The organism is Arthrobacter sp. Ld5 (assembly GCF_051172775.1).
Classification (GTDB): Bacteria; Actinomycetota; Actinomycetes; order Actinomycetales; family Micrococcaceae; genus Arthrobacter_D.
Map to the genome: position 1 here is coordinate 87,225 of NZ_JBPKBO010000024.1, position 19,347 is coordinate 106,571.

The following is a 19,347-nucleotide window of genomic DNA, read 5'->3' on the forward strand; positions in this document are numbered from 1 at the left end:
GCTAGCTTGCGACGACGTCCAGATCGATGACTGCAGCGACGTCCTCGTGGAGACGGACGTTGGCCTGGTACGAACCGACCGACTTGATGTGGGCGGGGAGTTCGACCTTGCGCTTGTCGATCGTGCCGAGGCCTGCGGCCTCGACGGCCTTCGCGACGTCGTCGGCCTTGACCGTACCGAACAGGCGGCCGGAGCCGCCCGCCTTGACGGTCAGGGTGACGGGCTTCGCCGACAGGGCGGCGGCCTGGCGCTGGGCGTCCTCGAGCGATGCGTGCTCGCGGGCGGAACGGGCAGCCTTGATCGACTCGACCTGCTTCTCGCCACCCTTGCTCCACATCAGGGCGAAACCGCGGGGCAGAAGGTAGTTACGTGCGTAACCGTTCTTCACCTCGACGACGTCGCCTGCGGCACCGAGTCCGGTGACTTCCTGGGTCAGAATGAGCTTCGACATAGTGTGTCCCTTTCCCTAGCCGCGGCCGGCGCCGGAGTACGGCAGGAGGGCGACTTCGCGGGCGTTCTTGATTGCCTGAGCGATCTTGCGCTGCTCCTGGACGGTCACGCCGGTGACGCGACGGGCACGGATCTTTCCGCGATCGGAAATGAACTTACGCAGCAGGGCTACGTCCTTGTAGTCGATGACGGTGACGTCAGCGGCCTTCAAGGGGTTGGACTTTGGTTTGGGCTTACGGAGTTCAGCCTTAGCCATCGTGGTGCTCCTTTGTATGGTGGAGCCCGCAGAACGATTCTGCGGGATGGGACGTGCCAGTCACCTGTCGGCGACTGCGGCAGGAGTTCCGGGAGCGGAACCCCTGCCTGGAGGGTGCCTAGAAGGGAGGCTCCGAGTCGGGGCCGTTGCCCCAACCCTGCGAGTTTCCGCCCGAGGGTGCTCCCGAAGGGGCACCCCAGGGATCATCCGCGGGCTGCTGGGACTGCTGGCCCCCACCCCAGCCGGAGCCGGAGTTCGAACCGCCGGAATTGCCGCCGAAGCCGCCACCGGAATTGCCCGAGTTGCCGAAGCCACCGCTGTTCCCGCCGCCGGAGCGCTGGGTGCGGGTGACCTTGGCGGACGCGTAGCGCAGGGATGGACCGATCTCGTCCACCTCCAGTTCCATGACGGTGCGCTTCTCGCCCTCTTTGGTGTCGTACGACCGCGACTTGAGTCGACCCTGGGCAACCACGCGGGTTCCCTTGGTCAGGGTCTCGGCGACGTTCTCCGCAGCCTCACGCCACACCGACGCCCGGAGGAACAGCGTTTCGCCGTCCTTCCAGTCGTTGGTCTGGCGGTCGAACGTACGAGGAGTGGACGCGATGGTGAAGTTGGCAACCGCCGATCCCGACGGTGTGAACCGCAGCTCGGGGTCGTTCGTGAGGTTGCCGACCACCGTGATGACTGTCTCGCCTGCCATGGTGCCTCCTTGAGTTCCTTCCCGCCGGGGCGGGGTGGATGGATGAGGGATCTACCGAGATTACTCGGCGGAAACCTTCTGCTCCTCCGGGCGGATGATCTTGGTGCGCATGATCGTCTCGTTGAGGCTCAGCTGGCGGTCGAGCTCGGAAGCCACGGCCGGGGTCGCGGTGAAGTTGACGACGGCGTAGATGCCTTCGGTCTTCTTCTGGATCTCGTACGCAAGGCGCCGGCGTCCCCAGATATCCACCTTGTCCACGGTGCCGCCGCCGTTGCGGACGACATTCAGGAACTTCTCGAGTGTTGGGTCGATGGAGCGTTCCTCGACGTCGGGGTCGATGATTACCATCAATTCATATGCACGCATGTGTGAACCCACCTCCTCTGGGCTGAGCGGTCGCGGTCTTTCCGCAACAGGAGGTTCTTTTGCGTTGGTCCGGCCGCCGTCCCCGGTACTGACCGGTGACTGGCTCTGGCACAGACGTCCCCAATCCTACCGGACGGACCGGACGGGGCGAATTCGCAGGCAGGCGCCCTACCGGCCGCCCCGGAAGAACGCGCCGACGGCCTCCGCGAGGTACCCGGGATCGTCGACGCCGCAGAGTTCACGCGCCGAGTGCATGGACAGCAGGGGTACCCCGACGTCGACCGTCCGGATCCCCAGCCGGGTGGCAGTGAGTGGCCCGATGGTGGAACCGCACGGCATCACGTTGCTGGACACGAACTCCTGGTACGGCACGCCCGCTGCGCGGCAGAGTGCCGCCCAGTACGCGGCGCCGGGCGCGTCCGTGGTGTACCGCTGGTTGGCGTTGATCTTCAGCAGCGGGCCACCGTTGAGGATGGGCTGGTTGGCCGGGTCGTGCCGCTCCGCGTAGTTGGGATGCACGGCGTGACCGGCGTCGGCGGAGACGCAGAACGACGCCGCGAGGGCCCGCAGCCGCTCCTCGGTCCCGGCCCCGAGGCCCAGCGAGATCCGCAGCAGCATGTCCTCGAGGAAGGGACCGCTCGCGCCGGACCGCGAGCCGCTGCCCACCTCCTCGTGGTCGAACGCCGCGAGGACCGCGATCGGCCCGTGCTCGGCCCCCTCGGCCGACGTCCCGATGATCGCCGCGAGCCCTGCGTGCACGGAGGAGAGGTTGTCGAGCCGCCCGGACGCGAAGAATTCGTCCTGTGCGCCGAAGACGCGGGGGTCCTGCGTATCGGCGACGACGACGTCGAACCCGCCGACCTCGCGCGGGTCGACGCCCGCTCCCGCGGCGAGGAGTCCGAGGAGATCGGCCCCCGCGGGATCGCCGAGGCCCCAGACCGGGTTCATGTGGCGCTGCTTGTCGAGGGTCAGGCCGTCGTTGACGGCGCGGTCGAGGTGGATCGCGAGCTGGGGGAAGCGCAGGATCGGCGCGGTGGAGACGAGGTGCTCGGTGCCGTCGTGGAGGGTGAGCCGGCCGGCGAGCGCGAGCTCGCGGTCCAGCCAGGAGTTCAGCAGGGGCCCGCCGTACACCTCGACGCCGGCCTGCAGCCAGCCGTGCTTCCCGGTGGTGGGTCGTGGTTTGAGCTTGAACGACGGCGAGTCGGTGTGCGCCCCGAGGATGTGGAAGGCCGTCGTCGGACCTGCCGCCGTCGGCACGGTCCACGCGATGAGGGCGCCGTCGCGGAGGACGAAGAAGCTGCCGGCGCCACCCTCCCAGGGGTCCTGTTCCGCCAGGCGGCGGAATCCTGCGGCCGAGAGACGGCGTCCGGCCTCCGCCACGGCGTGGAAGCTCGACGGCGACGCCGAGACATAGGCTCCGAGGTCCTGGATGTGCGCGGGTGCTGGGCTCATCCCCCGATTCAACCAGATACCGCCGTCACCGACGCCCGCGTCCGGGCGCACCGGGACGCGGTGACGCCGGGCATCAGTGCGCGGGCCCGGGCACCACGATCGCGTTCTCATAGGCGTAGACCACGGCCTGCACGCGGTCCCTGAGCTCCAGCTTCGTCAGGATCCGCCGCACGTGCGTCTTGATGGTCGCTTCCGACAGGAAGAACCGGGCCGCGAGTTCGGCGTTGGACAGGCCCTCGGCGATCGCCTCGAGCACTTCCCGTTCCCGCGGCGTCAGTTCGGCCAGGCGTCGGTCCGGCGGCGTCGTCCGCTGCACCGGCGGGAGGGACCGCACATAGGTCTCCAGGAGCCGCTGCGTCACGCGCGGTGCGACGACGGCGTCCCCGCTCGCGACGACGCGCACCGCGTGCACCAGCCCCTCGGGTGCCACGTCCTTGAGCAGGAACGCCGAGGCGCCCGCCTGCAGGCCGGCGAAGGCGTACTCGTCCAGGTCGAAGGTCGTCAGGATGATGATGCGCGCACACGACCCGGAGGACGTGATCTGCCGCGTCGCCTCGATGCCGTCCCCCTGCGGCATCCGGACGTCCATCAACACCACGTCCGGCGCGCACTCCGCGGTGAGCCGGACGGCTTCGGCCCCGGTCGACGCCTCACCGACGATCTCCAGGTCCGGCTCGCCCTCGAGGATGAGCCGGAAGCCCATCCGCAGGAGCGGCTGGTCGTCAGCGAGCAGAACCCTGATGGGCCTGGCCGGCGTGCTGTGCTGCGCGGTCATCCTTCTCTTCCCCCTGTCGGTTGTCCGGTCCGCCGGCGGCGTCCGGGGCGGTCAGCCGCACCTCGACGAGCCAGCCACCCGAGGGGCGGTGGCCGCATTCGACGGTGCCCGCGTAGATGGCGGCACGCTCCCGCATGCCCGCGATGCCCTGGCCGGAGCCGAGGGAGGTCACGGGCCCCATGGTGCCGCGGCCGTCGTCCGCCACGCGCAGCTCCACCGCGTCCCCGGTCCGGGCGATCATGACGTCGACCAGCGTAACGCCCTTGCCGTAGCGCAGGACGTTGGTCAGGGACTCCTGCAGGATCCGGTACACGGTGAGCTGGAAGGCGGGATCGCCCGGCAGCATGGGCCCCGTCGTCGTCACCCTGAGTGGCAGTCCCGCAGCACGGAAGCCGTCCAGCAGCTGCGCCAGTGAACTCGACGCCGGGAGCGGCTCGAGCGACCCGCTCACGGCCTCGGCGCGCAGGACACCGAGCACGCGGCGCATGTCGGCGATGGCCGTGCGACCCGTGGCCGACAACTCGCCGAGGACCGCCGTCGCGCGCTCCGGATCGCGTTTCATGACGACGGCGGCGCCGTCGGACAACGCCACCATGACGGTCAGGGAATGGGCGACGACGTCATGCATCTCCCGCGCGATCCGGTTGCGTTCGCCGGCGGACGCCAGTTCGGCGTTCCGGGCGGCCCACTCGCGCAGGACGCTCTCGTGGTCGCGGTCCCGACGCACCGTGACGCCGGCGCCGACGGCGATGGACAGGAACATCACGACGAAACCGCTGAGGAGCCAGATCACGCCCGGTGCGTCGCCGAAGGTGCTGATCGGGATGAGGAACAGGGCGCTCACCGACAGGACGGTCGCCACCACGGCGGCGGCGAGCGCCTGCCGCAGCGGGTAGGCCACGGCCACGGTGTAGAGGGCGAACATCGTCGCCACGCCGGTGCTCCCGGCACCCTCGGTCAGGATGCTGATGGGGATGTCGAGGACAGCGACGAACGCGAGGACCATCAGCGGCCGGTCGCGGCGGAACGCCAGCGCCGCGGCGGCCAGCGCCACCCCGGCCACGCCGAGCCAGTTCTCGTCGTCGAGGACGACGAACAGCGCGTTGGGGAAGGCGAACAGGAGGAACACCACGACGACGACGGCGTCCATGGCACGCGGATGGCCGCGGAAGAACCGCCGGAACGGGCCCAGCCGGCGGGCATTGAGCTCGGTGAAGGAGACCGCGGCCGTTCGCTCCGCGGTCTCCCCCACCAAGGGTCTGTCAGTCATCGGGGCGCGTCACCGACGCCGGGCGGGGAGTGCTAGACATCCCGCTTCTTGGTGACGAGCAGGGAGACGACGAGGAGCACGAGCGCCCAGACCCCCATGACCAGGCCGCCCTGGAGCTGGGTCAGCGCGTCGTCCTCCACCATCACGGCGACCATCTGCGTCCCAGCCTCGCCCGGAAGGAAGCGTGCTGCATCGGGGATCCAGTCGGCGAGACCCGAGATGAGCTGCACGATGATCGGCAGGACGAAGAAGATGCCGACCGCCGTCACCACGCCTCCCGCCGTGTTGCGCAGCAGGGTGCCGATGGACATCGAGATCACCGCCACGAGTGCGAGGAAGGTACCGGAGTTGACGACGCTCGCGAGGACGCCGTCATCGGTGAGCGCGAAGTCGAGGTCCTGTCCCCGGAGGATGGGTTGTGCAACGAGATAGGAGATCAGGGCACTGGCGAATCCCACCACGAAGGAGACGACCGCGACGATCGCCGTCTTGGCCAGGAGGGCCGGAGTGCGTTTCGGCACGGCGACCATGGTGGAGCGGATCATCCCCGTGGTCCACTCCGAGGCGATGAGCACCACCGCGAGCGATGCGATGAGCAGCTGGCCGAAGACGAGGCCCGACGACGGCGCCGTCAGAGCCTGGCCTGCAAGGCTGTTCGGCCCCTCGGTGGGTCCCTGGAACTCCGGCGGCACCTCGGCGGACTGGATCGCCTCGGCAGACGTCGACAGCGCCCAGGCGAAGAGGGCCGCCAGTCCTATCATCACGACGACGGTGGACGCGATCAGGATGACGGTCGAGGGGACGGTGGTCACCTTGATCCACTCGGACTTCAGGACGCGGCCGAAGTTCACGCCGGGACCGGCCTCTTCCTGCCGGTGCGTTTGCCGGGCGGGGGCGGGAGGGGTCGAGGTTGCCATGATCAGCGTCCTTCCACGAGTGCGGGGGTCTCGCCGGCGCCGGGCAGGGCGTGCGAGTGGTACTCGACCTCGGTCTGGGTGAGTTCCATGTAGGCGTCCTCGAGGGACACCCGAAGGGGCGTGAGTTCGTACACGAGGACACGCTCCCGGAGCGCGACCTCCGCGATGCGGCGCGGCTCGACCCCGGTGATCTCGACCAGTTCGGGCTCGAGCACCTGGGAGCTGACGCCCTCCCCGGCGAGGCTGCCGAGCAGGTCCTGGGGCCGGTCCGCCCGCACCCTGACCCGGGCCTTGCCCTGTCCGTCGATGATGGACTGGATGGGGGCGTCGGCGATGATGCGGCCGCGGCCGATCACGATCAGGTGGTCCGCGGTCAGCGCCATCTCCGACATGAGGTGCGAGGACAGGAAGACCGTCCGCCCCTCGGACGCGAGCCCCTTCGCGAGGTGGCGCACCCACTGCACGCCCTCCGGGTCGAGGCCGTTCACGGGCTCGTCCAGGATGACCGTGTGGGGATCGCCGAGGAGGGCCGCCGCGATGCCGAGGCGCTGGCCCATGCCGAGGGAGAACCCGCCGACCCGCTTCTTCGCCACCGGTCCGAGTCCGGTGAGCTCGATGACCTCCCTGACCCGGCTGTTCGGGATGCCGTGCGTCGCCGCCATGGCCCGGAGGTGGTTGTAGGCGGAGCGCTTGGTGTGGACGGCTTTCGCGTCCAGGAGCGCGCCCACCTCCCGGAGCGGTGCCCGGTGCTGGGCGTAGGGCCGCCCGTTGACGGTGACGCGCCCGCCGGTCGGGTTGTCGAGCCCGACGATCATGCGCATCGTGGTGGACTTGCCGGCACCGTTCGGGCCGAGGAAGCCGGTGACCTTGCCGGGCTGGACGGTGAAGGAGACGGCGTCGACCGCCGTCTTCGCGCCGTAGCGCTTCGAGAGGGCCTGTGCCTCGATCATGGCTGCGTCCTTTGCGTGCTTGTCCGGGCTGCCGCGGGCGCGGTCCCCTCATCAACGATAGGCCCGGGGCGGGTGCGGGTCACCGCCCCCAGGGATGACCGGGCGGAGCGGAGCAGTACCTCTTAAGGACGACCCGGCGGCGGGATCCCGGCCCCGTCAGCGGCTGCTGATCGACGCGAACTTCCGCACGCAGAGCGGGACGAAGACCACGAGCATGAGCGCCGCCCCGATCAGCACCGTCAGCAGGGCGTTCTGCATGGGCCACACATCGGGGGTCGGGACGGTCCCGGTGTTGCCGAACAGTTCACGGACCGCCTGGACCAGCGCGGAGACCGGGTTCCAGTTCGCGAACGTCTCGAGCGGCCCCGGCAGGTTCTGGGACTGCACGAAGGCGATCGAGATGAAGGTGAGCGGGAACAGGATCATGAAGGAGGCGTTGTTGATGACCTCCGGGCTCTTCACGGACATGCCCAGCAGTGCCATGACCCAGCTGAACGCGTAGGAGAAGAGCAGCAGCAGGCCCACGCCGGCGAGGGCACTGCTGAGTGAGGTGTTGATCCGCCAGCCGACGAGGAAGCCGGTCCCCATCATGATCGTCACGGACAGCGTATTGAGCACGAGGTCGCTGTTGGTCCGGCCGACAAGGACCGCCGACGGGCTCATGGGCAGGGTGCGGAAGCGGTCGATGATGCCGTCCTTGAGGTCCTGGGCCATCGCCGAGCCGGAGAACGTGGAGCCGAAGATCACCGTCTGGGCGAAGATGCCGGCCATCAGGTACTGCGTGTAGTCGCTGCCCTCCACCTGGATGGAGCCACCGTAGATCTGGCTGAACAGCAGCACGAACATGATGGGCTGCAGGACGGCGAAGACCAGCATGTCGGGTGAGCGCTTCAGTTTGATGAGGTTCCGCTTCGTGATGGTCCACCCGTCGGAGAACCACATGGCGAGGTCGGACGGCCGGTCCGCGGCGGTGCGCCGTTCCTCGGGTGCCAGGACGCTCATGCTGCTGTCTCCTTCTGGGATGCCGGCTGGTCGGCCTCCTCCGCGCGGTGTCCTGTCAGCTGCAGGAACACGTCGTCGAGGCTCGGGCGCCGCATGCCGGCGTCATGCAGGCTGATGCCCGCCTCCCCGAGGTCGGAGAGGATGTACTGGAGGGCCCGGGGGCCCTCGGTGACGGCCACCTCGATACTCCGCCCGTCGTCGCCGACGACGGGCGCGCCTTCACCGTGGCGCGCGAGGATCTCCCTCGCGGCGCCGGCGTCGGCGGCCTCCACGAGCGACACCACCACGCGGTGCCCTCCGATCTGCGCCTTCAGCTGGTCCGAGGTGCCCTCCGCGATGGTCCGGCCGCCGTCGATCACCGCGATGTCGTCCGAGAGCTGGTCCGCCTCCTCGAGATACTGCGTGGTGAGCAGCAGCGTGGTGCCGTCCTTGACGAGGTCCTTGATGATGCCCCACAGGGAGATCCGGCTCCGGGGATCGAGCCCCGTGGTCGGTTCGTCGAGGAAGAGGATCTTCGGGTTGATGACCAGCGCGCCGGCCAGGTCGATCCGACGTCGCATGCCGCCGGAGAACCCCTTGACGGGGCGGTTGCCGGCCTCCGTCAGCTCGAACTGGTCGATCAGTTCCTGCGCCCGGCGTCGCGCCTCCCGATTTCCGAGGTGGTACAGCCGGCCCACCATCTCGAGGTTCTCGAGCCCGGTGAGGTTCTCGTCCACGGCCGCGTACTGGCCGGAGACGCCGATGATGCGGCGCGCCGCCTTCGGGTTGCGGCGGACGTCGATGCCGTCGATGTGGGCCGTGCCCGCCGTCGGTTGGATGAGGGTGGTGAGGATCTTGACCACGGTGGTCTTCCCCGCACCGTTCGGCCCCAGTAGGGCCTTGACCGTCCCCTGGGGAACGGAGAGATCCATGCCGTCGAGTGCATGCACGGGGCCGCTCTTCGACGAATAGGTTTTCTTCAGACCTTCTGCCTCGATGATCGCCATGCAGAACAGCGTAGGACCTCGTCCTGAATGCGTCCTAGGGGATTCGGTCAGGACTTGTCCGCAATGCTTCGGTCGCGGGGGTCCGCTCGCGGGCGACCGGTGCGACGAGGAAGGATGCCAGCACGGCGACCCCGACGGCGAGCAACGCCGTGCGGATCCCGACGGCGTCGCCGAGGAAGCCGAGGAGCGGCGGACCGGCGAGGAACGCCGTGTACCCGATGGTGGACACCACCGAGACCCGCGCCGCGGCGTGCTCGGGCTCGTCCGCCGCTGCGGACATGCCCATCGGGAATCCGAGGGCCGCTCCCGCGCCCCACAGGACCGCTCCGACGGCGGCCAGCGGGACGGACGGAGCGACGACGAACAGCACGAGCCCTGCGAGGGAGGAGCCCAGACCGGCCTGGAGCACCCGCACCCGGCCGAACCGGTCGATGAGCGGACCGCCGACGAAGCGCAGCGCGGTCATGGCGGCGACGAAGACGGCGAACATGACGGCGCCGGTGCTTTCCGTGGTCCCCAGTCCGTCCACGGTGGCCTTCGCCACCCAGTCGTTGGCCGCACCCTCGGTCAGCGCCGCGCCCAGCACCACGAGACCGATCAGCAGCGTCCGGGGCTCACCCCACGCGCCGAGGCCCCTGCTGCGGGGCCGCTCCGGCTCCGTGCCGGAGGCAGCCTCGCCGCCGCCGGTCTCGGGCAGGAAATACCGGGGCGTCCACAGCGACACGGCGAGGCTGAGGACGGCGACCGCGACGAGGTGCGTGGAGAGCGCGACGTCGAGCGCGGACAGTCCCGCACCGATCAGGGCACCGACGAAGGCCCCGCCGCTGAAGGCGGCATGGAAGCGCGGCATGATGGTCCGCCCGACCCGGCGTTCGACGTCGGCCCCCTCGATGTTCTGACCCACGTCCCAGAGGGCGATGCCGCTCCCGAACAGGAACAGTCCGACGGCGACCACCGGCACCGACACGGTGAGCAGGCCGAGCGCGACGGCGATGGCGGCCACCCCCGCCGCGGTCCCCCCGAGACGGACCGTGTTGCCGGTGCCGAAGCGCGCGGCGGCGAGGCCCGCCAGCGGCAGGGACAGCACCGAGCCGATGGCCCCGATGAGCAGGAGGGTCCCCGTCTGGCCGGAGCCGAGCCCGAGGGTGCTCGAGGCGGCCGGGATCCGGGCGGCCCAGCTCGCGAACACGAGACCGTTGAGTCCGAAGATCGCGTAGGTGGCGAGCATGGCGGCTCGGACGGAGGACTTCATGCTGCAACCGTAGGGTGCACCGCAGCGCATGCCAAACACGCGTCGTCCGCGCGTCTCCCCGGGTCGGCCGCTACTTATCCACCGGTTGGGGACAACCCTGTGGACAACGTGTGGAGGACGTGTGGACGATGCGTCCTACCGGGAGCGCACGACCCGGGCCTCGTCCCACACGGGCTCTTTCGTCTCGTAGACCTTGCCATCTGATCCGAAGACGAGGAAGCGGTCGAAGCTCCGGGCGAACCAGCGGTCGTGGGTCACGGCGATGACCGTCCCCTCGAACGCGTCGATGGCGTGCTCGAGAGCCTCCGCCGAATGGAGGTCCAGGTTGTCCGTGGGCTCGTCGAGCAGCAGGAGGGTGGCGCCGGAGAGTTCCAGCAGCAGGATCTGCAGCCGGGCCTGCTGGCCGCCGGACAGGGAGTCGTACGGTTGTTCGGCCTGCGCGGCGAGCCCGTAGCGGTCGAGCACGGCGGACGCGGCCTCCCGGCCCAGCCCCGAGCGGTGCTCTTCGCCCCGGTGCAGGATGTCCACGAGGGTCCGGCCCAGGAGGTCCGGGCGGGAGTGCGTCTGCGCGAAGAACCCGGGGCGGATGCGCGCCCCCAGCTTCACGGAGCCCTCGTGCGGCACGGCGGCGATGTCGACGTCGGACACGGGCTGGTGCTCCTTGTCCGGATCGGTCCCGCCGGCGGCGAGCAACCGCAGGAAGTGCGACTTGCCCGAGCCGTTGGAGCCCAGCACCCCGACCCGGTCCCCGAACCAGATCTCGCTGCTGAAGGGCTTCATGAGGCCCGTGAGCTCGAGCTTCTGGGCGACGACGGCCCGCTTGGCGGTCCGTCCGCCGGCCAGGCGCATCGACACGTTCTGCTCGAGGGGGATGGCCTCCGGCGGGCCGGCTTCCAGGAACTTCGCCAGCCGCGTCTGCGCCGCGTGGTACCGATTCGCCATGTCCGAGCGGAACGCCGCCTTGTTCTTGTACATGTTGACGAGTTCCTTGAGCTTGAGATGCTCCTCGTCCCAGCGCTTGCGCAGTTCCTCGAACCGCGCGTTGCGGTCCTCGCGCGCCTTCAGGTACGTCCCGAACCCGCCGCCGTGGGTCCACGACGACGCCCCGAGCACCCCGGGTTCCAGCGTCACGATGCGGGTTGCCGCGTTGGCGAGCAGCTCGCGGTCGTGGCTGACGAACAGCACCGACTTCTTCGACTCCCGCAGCTTCGCCTCGAGCCAGCGCTTGCCGGGAACATCCAGGTAGTTGTCGGGCTCGTCCAGGAGCAGGAGTTCGTCGGGACCCGAGAACAGGGCCTCCAGCACGAGCCGCTTCTGCTCCCCGCCCGAGAGCGACGACGCCGCGCGGTACTGCGCGCGGTCGAAGGGGACACCGAGGGCCGCCATCGTGACCTCGTCCCACGTGGTCTCCAGCTCGTAGCCCCCCGCGTCACCCCAGTCGGCGATCGCCTGCGCGTACTTCATCTGTGTCGGCTCGTCGTCGGCCTCCATCATGGCGAGTTCGGCGTCGTCGATGCGTTGCGCGGCGGCGGCGAGCACGGGCGGCGCCGCGGAGACGAGGAGGTCGCGGACGGTCGAGTCGTCGCGCACCTGACCGACGAACTGCCGCATGATGCCCATCGTCCCCGACCGGCTGACCGCACCCTCGTCGGGCGACAGGTCCCCGGCGACGATGCGCAGGAGGGTCGTCTTGCCCGTGCCGTTCGGGCCGATCAGGGCCGTCTTGTGGCCGTCGCCGACCTTGAAGGCGACCCCGTTGAGCAGCTGCCTGCCGTCGGAGAGGAAGTAGTCGATACCGGATACGTCGAGATGTGCCACGTCCCAAGTGTTTCATCCGACGACAAGCCGGCGCCGCCGGTCGGAGGGACCTCGGTTGGTTTCCCCCCTTTCGTCCAGGATGCGAGGCGTCCCGTCCGTGCAGATTCCCGACGATGAAGATCTTCAGGTCTTGACGCTGCTGGTTTATCTCCCTACTCTTACCGCCAAGACGTTTTGGCAAAACGTTTTGTCACACCCCTAGCAATGAAGCTCAGAATGGAGTCCCTGTCATGCAGCACCTCGCCATCCGGCGCCCGTCCGGCGCAGCAGCACGCAGCACCACGAAGACATTCCTGTCCGCAGCAGCCGTCCTGTCCGCCCTCACCCTCGCCGGGTGCGGGGCCGGCGGTGGCGGGCAGCAGTCCGCGGAGGGCTCCGAGTCCCTGACGGTCCTGGTCGAAGCGGGCGGCAAGGCCGAGCTCACGGGCGTCGCGGAGAAGTTCACGGAGGAAACCGGAACGGACGTCACGTTCGTCGAGCTCCCCTACGAGGGCCTCTACAACCGACTCAACACGGAGTTCTCCTCGGGCAGCACGTCCTTCGACGTGGCGGCCCTCGATGCGATCTGGCTGTCCACCTTCGCCGACGCCGTGACACCCCTCAACGACATGTTCACGAACGAGGTGAAATCGGATCTCTTCCCGGCCCTGGTCGAGGAGGCGCAGGTCGGGGAGGACTTCGTCGGCATGCCCGTCTGGACCAACTCCGAGATCCTCTTCTACCGCACCGACCTGTTCGAGGACCCGGCCGAGAAGTCGGCCTTCAAGGACGAGTACGGCTACGACCTCGCCCCTCCGACCACATGGGAGCAGTATGAGGACGTCGCCAAGTTCTTCACCAGGGACACCGACGGTGACGGGCAAATCGACCTCTACGGCACCGACGTCAAGGGCGCCGTAGAGACCGAATGGCTCGCCACCGTCTCCCAGTCCGGCGCGGAGAACATGGTCCTGAGCCCCGAGGGAGAGGTGACCGTCAACGACGCCGACCACCTCGCAGCCCTCGACTTCTATGTGGGCCTCAACAACGACCTGGAAGTCTCCCCTCCCGGGGCCGCGCAGATCGACTGGGCCGGCGCGCAGAACCTGTTCTACCAGGGCGAGACGGCGATGATGCGTTTCTGGGCCCACGCCTACCCGCAGACCCCCGAGGACTCACCGGTCGCCGGGAAGATCGGTGCCGCTCCGATGATCGGCGGGCCGGGCGGCGTCGCCGGCGTCCCCGGACCCTGGTACCTGTCCATCCCGAAGACCACGGACAAGCAGGAGACAGCGAACGAGTTCCTGCAGTTCGCCTACGACAACAACGCCATGGGCATCGACTCGTCGCTGGGCCTGGCCGCCCGCGTCTCGGCGTTCGAGGAGTACGAGGGCGAGCCGGGCTACGAGCACTTCGACGCCCTGGTGGAGACACTCTCGGCGGAGGGTACGAAGCCGCGGCCCGCGACGGAGAACTGGCAGGAGATCGTCGACTCGGCGCTCATCCCGATGCTGCAGAAGGCCCTCGAACCGGGCGCCGACAACCAGCAGCTGCTCGACGACGCCAAAGAGCAGATCGAAGCCATCGTCCAGTAACCGGCGCAGTGGTGGTGGGCCCTCGGCCCGCCACCACTGCCCCACGCTTCACAGCCCCGCCTCCGCATTCTTCCCAGCAAAGGCTCACCTCGTGCACGCAACCGATCAGCGGGCTCCGACCCCGTCACGCCGGGCGTCCGACCCGTCCAGCAGAGGGTCGTCGCCGGCCGCCCCTCCTCCGGCCCGCCGGAAGAAGGGCCTCACCGACAAGCGGTTCGCCGCCCTGATGATGCTCCCCGCCGTCGCATTCCTCGCCGTCTTCGTCGGCTGGCCGCTGGTGCAGTTCGTCCGGGACAGCTTCTACGCCATCGAGCCCTTCGGCGGCGGGCGCGAGTTCATCGGACTCGCCAATTACTCGGCAGCCCTCGCCTCCGACGCGTTCACCGGCGCCGCGTGGCGGACCCTCGTGTACACCGTGATCGTCGTGTCCCTGGAGTTCACGCTCGGTCTGGCGGTGGCCCTGCTCTTCTCGGCGCTGGGTGACCGATCGCGGGTCTTCCGGACGATCTTCATGTATCCGCTCATGATCGCGCCCGTGGTGGCCGGCCTGCTGTGGCGCTTCCTGCTCATCGACAACTTCGGCATCCTCAACGAACTGCTGCGCCGCGTCGGGATCCTGCAGAGGACCGACCAGATCCAGTGGCTCAGCAACCCCGACATCGCCCTGTTCTCCGTGGCGCTGCCGGACATCTGGCTGACCACCTCGTTCATCACCCTGATCCTCTTCGCGGGTCTGCAGAACGTCCCGGGAGAGCTGCTGGAGGCGGCCCGGATCGACGGCGCCGGCTATCCCACCATCCTGATCAGGATCATCCTGCCGCTGCTGCGGCCGGTCATCGCCGTCGCCCTCATCATCCGGGGGATCGACGCCGCGCGGGCGTTCGACATCATCCTCATCCAGACCAACGGCGGGCCACAGGGCAGCACCGAGACGCTGTCCCTGCTCGTCTACCGGACCCTCGTACGCTTCGGCGATCCCGGCCTCGCCAGCGCCATGGGCACCATGTACCTGCTGGGCATGCTGCTGGTCGCCGTCGTCGCCGTCTACGCCATCTGGCGCCCAGGAAGTGATCGCTCATGAACGGCCTCGTCGTCCGCGGGAAGACCGCCCGCACCATCCTGTGGGTGCTGCTGGTCGTGGTCACCGTCCTCTACGGCTTCCCCTTCGTCTACCTGCTGCTGACCTCCTTCAAGACCCCCCTGGAGACCATCGCCGTGCCGGCGACGGTCTTCGGCTCCGAGTTCACGCTGGAGAACTACGCCACCGCGCTCGGACGCGAGGGCGTGGTCGCCTCCTTCATCAACAGCACCGTGACCGCGGCACTCAGCACCGTCATCTCCCTCGTCCTCGCGGTGCCGGCGGCGTACGCCATCACCCGGTACCGGACCCCGGGTGGGCAGGTCTTCATCCTGGTCGCCCTGGTCTGCAGGATGGTCCCGGCGATCGTCGTCGGCGTCCCGCTGGTCTCCCTGTTCCGGGACCTCGGGATCGCCGACACCTCGTTCGCCCTCGCCATCGCGCACACCACGCTGTCCCTGCCCCTGTCGATCTGGCTCATGACGAGCTTCTTCGACGCGGTGCCGGACGAACTGGACGAGGCGGCGAAGATCGACGGCTGCAGCCGCCTGGGGGCGCTGCGCCGGGTGGTGCTGCCGGTCGTCTCCGGAGGCGTGGCGGTGACGGCGATCTTCGCGTTCCTCGCGTCGTGGAACGAGTTCCTCTTCTCCCTGCTCCTGACCGCGGTCAGGGCCCAGACCACCCCGATCGTCATCGCGAACTTCCAGACCCAGTTCGGCCTCGACTGGGGTTCCATGACCGCCCTCGCTGCCCTGTACTCGATCCCCGTGGTCCTGCTCACGCTGGTCCTCCAGCGGCACATCGTCGCCGGTCTCACCCTCGGCGCGGTCAAGGGCTGAGCCCGGGCGGCCGCTGCACAGGCGGCCTTCGCACCGGGACCACGGCATAGCATCAGCACCACTACGACAGGGGACGCACATGGCACGAAAGACGGTCGGCATACGGGACGTCGCAGCGGCAGCAGGAGTGTCCGTGACCACGGTGTCGCACATCCTCAACGACACCCCCCACGCCCGGGCCAGCGACGAGACCCGCAAGAAGGTGCGGGACGCCGCCGCCAGTCTCGGGTACGGGCCCAACCGGATGGCCCAGAGCCTGCGCACCCAGCGCTCGGCGATGATCGGCCTGCTCAGCGAGGACATCGCGACCACGCCGCACGCCGGCATGATCATCAAGGGAGCCGAGGAGACAGCGCGAAAGCACGACTACACCCTCGTCATCATCAACACGGACAAGGACGCGAACACGCAGTCCAAGAGGCGCGACGTCGATGCCCTCCTCGAACGCCAGGTGGACGGCATCCTGTACGCGACGATGTACCACCGCGCCGTCTCCCTGCCCCCGCGTCTGTTCGAGATCCCGGCCGTCCTCATCGACTCCACGGACAGGACCGGGCTCGTCCCCTGCACCATCCCCGACGAGCAAGGGGGCGCCCGGACAGCCGTCACAGCGCTCGTCGACGCCGGACACCGCCGCATCGGGTTCGTCACCAACACCGACGACGTCCCCGCCACCCACGGGCGCCTCCAGGGCTACAGGGACGCCCTTCGGGCAGCAGCCATCACCTATGATCCGAGCCTTGTTGCGGCGCAGGAGTCCGAGGCAGCAGGCGGATACAAGGCGGCGATGGAACTCCTGGCCCGCGATGGCCGCCCCACGGCCCTGTTCTGCTACAACGACCGCATGGCCATGGGCGCCTACCGGGCCGCCAACGAACTCGGGCTCAGCATCCCCGGGCAGCTGTCGGTGGTCGGGTTCGACAACCAGACCCTCATCGCCGAAGGGCTGCACCCGGGCCTCACCACCGTCGCCCTCCCCCATTACGAGATGGGAGCCTGGGCCGTCCAGACGCTCATCCGGCTCATCGAGGGCCACGACGAGGAGAAGCTCCTCGCCGACAAACCCACGATCCTCGCCTGCCCGCTCGTCCGGCGCGACTCCGTCGCACCTCCCCACGATTCACCACCTGGCGGCAGCGACGCCGCACTCACCGACTAGATACAGACCGATCAGATAGGGACACCCATGTTCGAACTACGCTCCTCCTGGGTGTGGGACTTCTGGTTCGCCGACGACGGCGACCGGTACCACCTCTTCTTCCTCAAGGCCTCCCGGGCCCTGCAGGACCCCGACCGCCGGCACTGGCGCGCCTCCATCGGTCACGCCACCTCCACGGACCTGTACACCTGGGAGGAGCACGCCGACGCCCTCGTGCCATCCGACGGACCTGCGTTCGACGACCTCGCCACCTGGACAGGCTCCATCGTCCGCGACGACGCCGGACTGTGGCACATGTTCTACACCGGTGTGAACCGGGAGGGGAAGGGACTCATCCAGCGCATCGGCAGCGCCACCTCTGCCGATCTCTTCACCTGGACCCGCACGGACCTGGTGCTCGAGGCGGACAGCTCGCACTACGAGAAACTGGCCGAGCGTTCATGGCCCGATGAGGCATGGCGCGACCCCTGGGTCGCCCGGAGTGCGGACGGCGCCGGGTGGGACATGCTCATCACCGCACGAGCCGCGGCGGGTGGCCCCGACCAGCGCGGTGTCGTCGGGCACGCGTTCTCCCCCGACCTGACGCATTGGGAGGTCCTCCCTCCGCTCAGCCGCCCCGACAGCGGGTTCGGGCAACTCGAGGTCCTGCAGGCCGAGGTGATCGACGGGCAGACCGTGCTCTTGTTCTCCTGCCTCGGATCCGAGCTGGCCACGGAACGGCAGACAGCGCAGGAACGCGGCGGAATCTGGGCCGTCAACGCCCCGGGCCCGGTCGGGCCGTTCGACATCACGGAGGCGTACCTCGTGGCCGACCAGTCCCTCTACGTAGGACGGCTCATCCAGGACCGCTCGGGCCGGTGGCAGATGCTCGCGTTCGAGAACACCGATGATGCGGGCGCTTTCGTGGGCAGGATCACCGACCCGCAACCGGTGTCCTGGGTCGACGGCAGACTCACCCTGACGGGTGCCCATCACCCACCTGCGGAAGATCGGCGATACGTCGACGTCGTCCGTCGGTAGCGCCGCTGATGGTGCGCGCCCTCGCCGCCGGCATGACGAACGACCGACCACGACACAACAGAGGGAAGACCCCATGACGAGCGACAACTGCTACGACGTGACCACATGGCCGGTCGGGAACGCCTCCGAGGACATCGGTGCGGTGCTCAACAGCATCATCGCCGACATCAAGGCCCGGCAGACCGACCCCGATTCCAACGACGGCGGGAAGCCCGGCGCGGTGATCACCATCCCGCCCGGTGACTACCACCTGCGCACGCAGGTGGTGATCGACATCAGCTTCCTTCGGATCCAGGGCATGGGACACGGCTTCACGTCCTCGAGCATCCGATTCAACGCCCTGACGGACGAATGGCCGGACCTCCATGAGCTGTGGCCCGGCGGAAGCCGCGTCATCGTGGACCTCCCCCTCGACCGGCCAGGCTCCCGGGGCGCCGCCTTCCACGTCGAGCGGAGCGGGAGCCCGCGGATCAGTTCGGTCGAGTTCGTCGACTTCTGCATCGACGGGTTGCACTTCACCGCGGACGGATCGGACGTGCCGGCCGAGAACACCTACGTCAACGGCAAGACCGGCATCCACGTCGCCAGCGCCAACGACTCGTTCCGCATCAACGGCATGGGCTTCATCTACCTCGAGAACGCGCTCACGATCCACAACGCAGACGCGCTCTCGGTCCATGACAACTTCATCGCCGAATGTGGGAGCTGCATCGAGCTGCGCGGCTGGGGGCAGGCCTCGAAGATCACCGACAACCTCATCGGGGCGGGCCCCAGGGGCCACTCGATCTACGCCGAGAACCACGGCGGACTCCTCATCACCGCGAACAATGTCTTCCCCCGGGGCGCGAGCAGCGTCCACCTCAGTGGCGTCACGCGTTCCAGCGTCACCAACAACCGCCTGCACTCGTTCTACCCGGGCATGCTGATCCTCGGGGAGAACAGTTCCGAGAACCTCGTCGCCACGAACCACTTCCTGCGGGACCAGGAACCCTGGACGCCCTTCCAGGGTGTGGACAACGGCCGCGACGACCTCGAGGGACTCCTCTCCATCAGTGGCAGCAACAACTCGATCATCGGCAACCATTTCTCCCAGGTCATCGACACCCGGGACCTCCGGCCGGCGGGCGCGACGCCGGTGATCATCCGGCTCAACACCGGGACCGGCAACTTCGTCTCCACCAACCATGCGGTGTCGCTTGACGTCCGTGCCGCGTCGAGCGAGTCCTGCTTCGAGGCACAGGTCGACGCCCTGCTGACAACCGAGAACTCGGACGACCGGGCTGTCACGACGGTCCTGGTCGACCCCGGGTCCGCACGAAACACCATCCTCGATTCCGGCAACGACACCGAGATCCTCGCGGACAGGACCGTCAACGCCGTCAGGGCCACCCCCACAATCGGTGCGTGGGGCGCGGCACAAGTCGGTTCCTGACCTCCGTGGAACACCGGTTGGTGCTCGACCGCGGGATGGCGTTCCGGTGGT

General features: G+C 68.7%; 19 protein-coding genes. 6 read left to right on the top strand and 13 right to left on the bottom strand.

Translation table 11 applies throughout. The features are described 5' to 3' along the window. Position 1 precedes the first annotated feature (1 nt). From rplI to ACSGDB_RS13425, 13 genes are all read right to left on the bottom strand, one after another. On the bottom strand, positions 2 to 451 hold the full coding sequence (gene rplI / locus ACSGDB_RS13365; RefSeq protein ID WP_104122022.1) for a 50S ribosomal protein L9: 450 nt from the start codon (positions 449 to 451) through the stop codon (positions 2 to 4). A gap of 15 nt (positions 452 to 466) precedes the next feature. Continuing rightward, the gene (gene rpsR / locus ACSGDB_RS13370) at positions 467 to 706 is read right to left on the bottom strand and encodes a 30S ribosomal protein S18 (protein WP_005273147.1); all 240 of its coding nucleotides are present in this window, start codon (positions 704 to 706) and stop codon (positions 467 to 469) included. 118 nt (positions 707 to 824) lie between these two features. Continuing rightward, the gene (locus tag ACSGDB_RS13375) at positions 825 to 1,406 is read right to left on the bottom strand and encodes a single-stranded DNA-binding protein (RefSeq protein WP_434995332.1); all 582 of its coding nucleotides are present in this window, start codon (positions 1,404 to 1,406) and stop codon (positions 825 to 827) included. A 60-nt stretch (positions 1,407 to 1,466) separates the two neighbouring features. Beyond that, positions 1,467 to 1,772, bottom strand: coding sequence for a 30S ribosomal protein S6 (rpsF, locus tag ACSGDB_RS13380; RefSeq protein ID WP_043442549.1), 306 nt, complete (start codon positions 1,770 to 1,772; stop codon positions 1,467 to 1,469). Between the two features lie 168 nt (positions 1,773 to 1,940). Continuing rightward, the gene (locus ACSGDB_RS13385; RefSeq protein ID WP_434995333.1) at positions 1,941 to 3,224 is read right to left on the bottom strand and encodes a M18 family aminopeptidase; all 1,284 of its coding nucleotides are present in this window, start codon (positions 3,222 to 3,224) and stop codon (positions 1,941 to 1,943) included. 73 nt (positions 3,225 to 3,297) lie between these two features. After that, positions 3,298 to 3,999, bottom strand: a complete 702-nt coding sequence (locus tag ACSGDB_RS13390; protein WP_434995334.1) for a response regulator — start codon at positions 3,997 to 3,999, stop codon at positions 3,298 to 3,300. Further along, on the bottom strand, positions 3,947 to 5,269 hold the full coding sequence (locus ACSGDB_RS13395; protein WP_434995335.1) for a sensor histidine kinase: 1,323 nt from the start codon (positions 5,267 to 5,269) through the stop codon (positions 3,947 to 3,949). The genes ACSGDB_RS13390 and ACSGDB_RS13395 overlap by 53 nt, the downstream gene beginning before the upstream one ends. Before the next feature lie 32 nt (positions 5,270 to 5,301). Continuing rightward, positions 5,302 to 6,186 (bottom strand): ABC transporter permease, encoded by an 885-nt coding sequence (locus ACSGDB_RS13400; RefSeq protein WP_434995336.1) that lies wholly within the window; start codon positions 6,184 to 6,186, stop codon positions 5,302 to 5,304. A gap of 2 nt (positions 6,187 to 6,188) precedes the next feature. Beyond that, positions 6,189 to 7,136: an ABC transporter ATP-binding protein gene (locus ACSGDB_RS13405; protein ID WP_434995337.1), complete on the bottom strand. Its 948-nt coding sequence runs from the start codon at positions 7,134 to 7,136 to the stop codon at positions 6,189 to 6,191. A gap of 156 nt (positions 7,137 to 7,292) precedes the next feature. After that, positions 7,293 to 8,138 (bottom strand): ABC transporter permease, encoded by an 846-nt coding sequence (locus ACSGDB_RS13410; protein WP_434995339.1) that lies wholly within the window; start codon positions 8,136 to 8,138, stop codon positions 7,293 to 7,295. Further along, positions 8,135 to 9,124 (bottom strand): ATP-binding cassette domain-containing protein, encoded by a 990-nt coding sequence (locus ACSGDB_RS13415; RefSeq protein ID WP_434995340.1) that lies wholly within the window; start codon positions 9,122 to 9,124, stop codon positions 8,135 to 8,137. The genes ACSGDB_RS13410 and ACSGDB_RS13415 overlap by 4 nt, the downstream gene beginning before the upstream one ends. Positions 9,125 to 9,158: 34 nt before the next feature. Continuing rightward, on the bottom strand, positions 9,159 to 10,376 hold the full coding sequence (locus tag ACSGDB_RS13420) for an MFS transporter (RefSeq protein ID WP_434995341.1): 1,218 nt from the start codon (positions 10,374 to 10,376) through the stop codon (positions 9,159 to 9,161). A gap of 135 nt (positions 10,377 to 10,511) precedes the next feature. Continuing rightward, positions 10,512 to 12,194: an ABC-F family ATP-binding cassette domain-containing protein gene (locus ACSGDB_RS13425; RefSeq protein ID WP_434995342.1), complete on the bottom strand. Its 1,683-nt coding sequence runs from the start codon at positions 12,192 to 12,194 to the stop codon at positions 10,512 to 10,514. A 230-nt stretch (positions 12,195 to 12,424) separates the two neighbouring features. Here ACSGDB_RS13425 and ACSGDB_RS13430 point away from each other — a divergent pair, with 230 nt between their 5' ends. From ACSGDB_RS13430 to ACSGDB_RS13455, 6 genes are all read left to right on the top strand, one after another. Next, entirely contained in the window at positions 12,425 to 13,768 is a 1,344-nt protein-coding gene (locus ACSGDB_RS13430) for an ABC transporter substrate-binding protein (RefSeq protein ID WP_434995343.1), read from the top strand. 226 nt (positions 13,769 to 13,994) lie between these two features. Next, a complete protein-coding gene (locus ACSGDB_RS13435; RefSeq protein ID WP_434995984.1) occupies positions 13,995 to 14,849 on the top strand; it encodes a carbohydrate ABC transporter permease in 855 nt (284 codons plus the stop codon). Beyond that, a complete protein-coding gene (locus tag ACSGDB_RS13440; RefSeq protein ID WP_434995344.1) occupies positions 14,846 to 15,685 on the top strand; it encodes a carbohydrate ABC transporter permease in 840 nt (279 codons plus the stop codon). Before ACSGDB_RS13435 ends, ACSGDB_RS13440 begins: the two co-directional genes overlap by 4 nt. A 79-nt stretch (positions 15,686 to 15,764) precedes the next feature. Then, positions 15,765 to 16,844 carry a LacI family DNA-binding transcriptional regulator gene (locus ACSGDB_RS13445; protein WP_434995345.1) on the top strand — a complete coding sequence of 360 codons (1,080 nt, stop codon included), beginning with the start codon at positions 15,765 to 15,767 and terminating at the stop codon, positions 16,842 to 16,844. 27 nt (positions 16,845 to 16,871) lie between these two features. Then, on the top strand, positions 16,872 to 17,864 hold the full coding sequence (locus ACSGDB_RS13450; protein ID WP_434995346.1) for a glycosyl hydrolase family 32: 993 nt from the start codon (positions 16,872 to 16,874) through the stop codon (positions 17,862 to 17,864). Between the two features lie 73 nt (positions 17,865 to 17,937). Continuing rightward, positions 17,938 to 19,296, top strand: coding sequence for a NosD domain-containing protein (locus tag ACSGDB_RS13455; protein ID WP_434995347.1), 1,359 nt, complete (start codon positions 17,938 to 17,940; stop codon positions 19,294 to 19,296). Positions 19,297 to 19,347 lie beyond the last annotated feature (51 nt).

Coding starts and splice junctions, on each gene's coding strand:
- rplI (WP_104122022.1), bottom strand. CDS start 451: ATGTCGAAGCTCATTCTGACCCAGGAAGTCACCGGACTCGGTGCCGCA.
- rpsR (WP_005273147.1), bottom strand. CDS start 706: ATGGCTAAGGCTGAACTCCGTAAGCCCAAACCAAAGTCCAACCCCTTG.
- ACSGDB_RS13375 (WP_434995332.1), bottom strand. CDS start 1,406: ATGGCAGGCGAGACAGTCATCACGGTGGTCGGCAACCTCACGAACGAC.
- rpsF (WP_043442549.1), bottom strand. CDS start 1,772: ATGCGTGCATATGAATTGATGGTAATCATCGACCCCGACGTCGAGGAA.
- ACSGDB_RS13385 (WP_434995333.1), bottom strand. CDS start 3,224: ATGAGCCCAGCACCCGCGCACATCCAGGACCTCGGAGCCTATGTCTCG.
- ACSGDB_RS13390 (WP_434995334.1), bottom strand. CDS start 3,999: ATGACCGCGCAGCACAGCACGCCGGCCAGGCCCATCAGGGTTCTGCTC.
- ACSGDB_RS13395 (WP_434995335.1), bottom strand. CDS start 5,269: ATGACTGACAGACCCTTGGTGGGGGAGACCGCGGAGCGAACGGCCGCG.
- ACSGDB_RS13400 (WP_434995336.1), bottom strand. CDS start 6,186: ATGGCAACCTCGACCCCTCCCGCCCCCGCCCGGCAAACGCACCGGCAG.
- ACSGDB_RS13405 (WP_434995337.1), bottom strand. CDS start 7,136: ATGATCGAGGCACAGGCCCTCTCGAAGCGCTACGGCGCGAAGACGGCG.
- ACSGDB_RS13410 (WP_434995339.1), bottom strand. CDS start 8,138: ATGAGCGTCCTGGCACCCGAGGAACGGCGCACCGCCGCGGACCGGCCG.
- ACSGDB_RS13415 (WP_434995340.1), bottom strand. CDS start 9,124: ATGGCGATCATCGAGGCAGAAGGTCTGAAGAAAACCTATTCGTCGAAG.
- ACSGDB_RS13420 (WP_434995341.1), bottom strand. CDS start 10,376: ATGAAGTCCTCCGTCCGAGCCGCCATGCTCGCCACCTACGCGATCTTC.
- ACSGDB_RS13430 (WP_434995343.1), top strand. CDS start 12,425: ATGCAGCACCTCGCCATCCGGCGCCCGTCCGGCGCAGCAGCACGCAGC.
- ACSGDB_RS13435 (WP_434995984.1), top strand. CDS start 13,995: ATGATGCTCCCCGCCGTCGCATTCCTCGCCGTCTTCGTCGGCTGGCCG.
- ACSGDB_RS13440 (WP_434995344.1), top strand. CDS start 14,846: ATGAACGGCCTCGTCGTCCGCGGGAAGACCGCCCGCACCATCCTGTGG.
- ACSGDB_RS13445 (WP_434995345.1), top strand. CDS start 15,765: ATGGCACGAAAGACGGTCGGCATACGGGACGTCGCAGCGGCAGCAGGA.
- ACSGDB_RS13450 (WP_434995346.1), top strand. CDS start 16,872: ATGTTCGAACTACGCTCCTCCTGGGTGTGGGACTTCTGGTTCGCCGAC.
- ACSGDB_RS13455 (WP_434995347.1), top strand. CDS start 17,938: ATGACGAGCGACAACTGCTACGACGTGACCACATGGCCGGTCGGGAAC.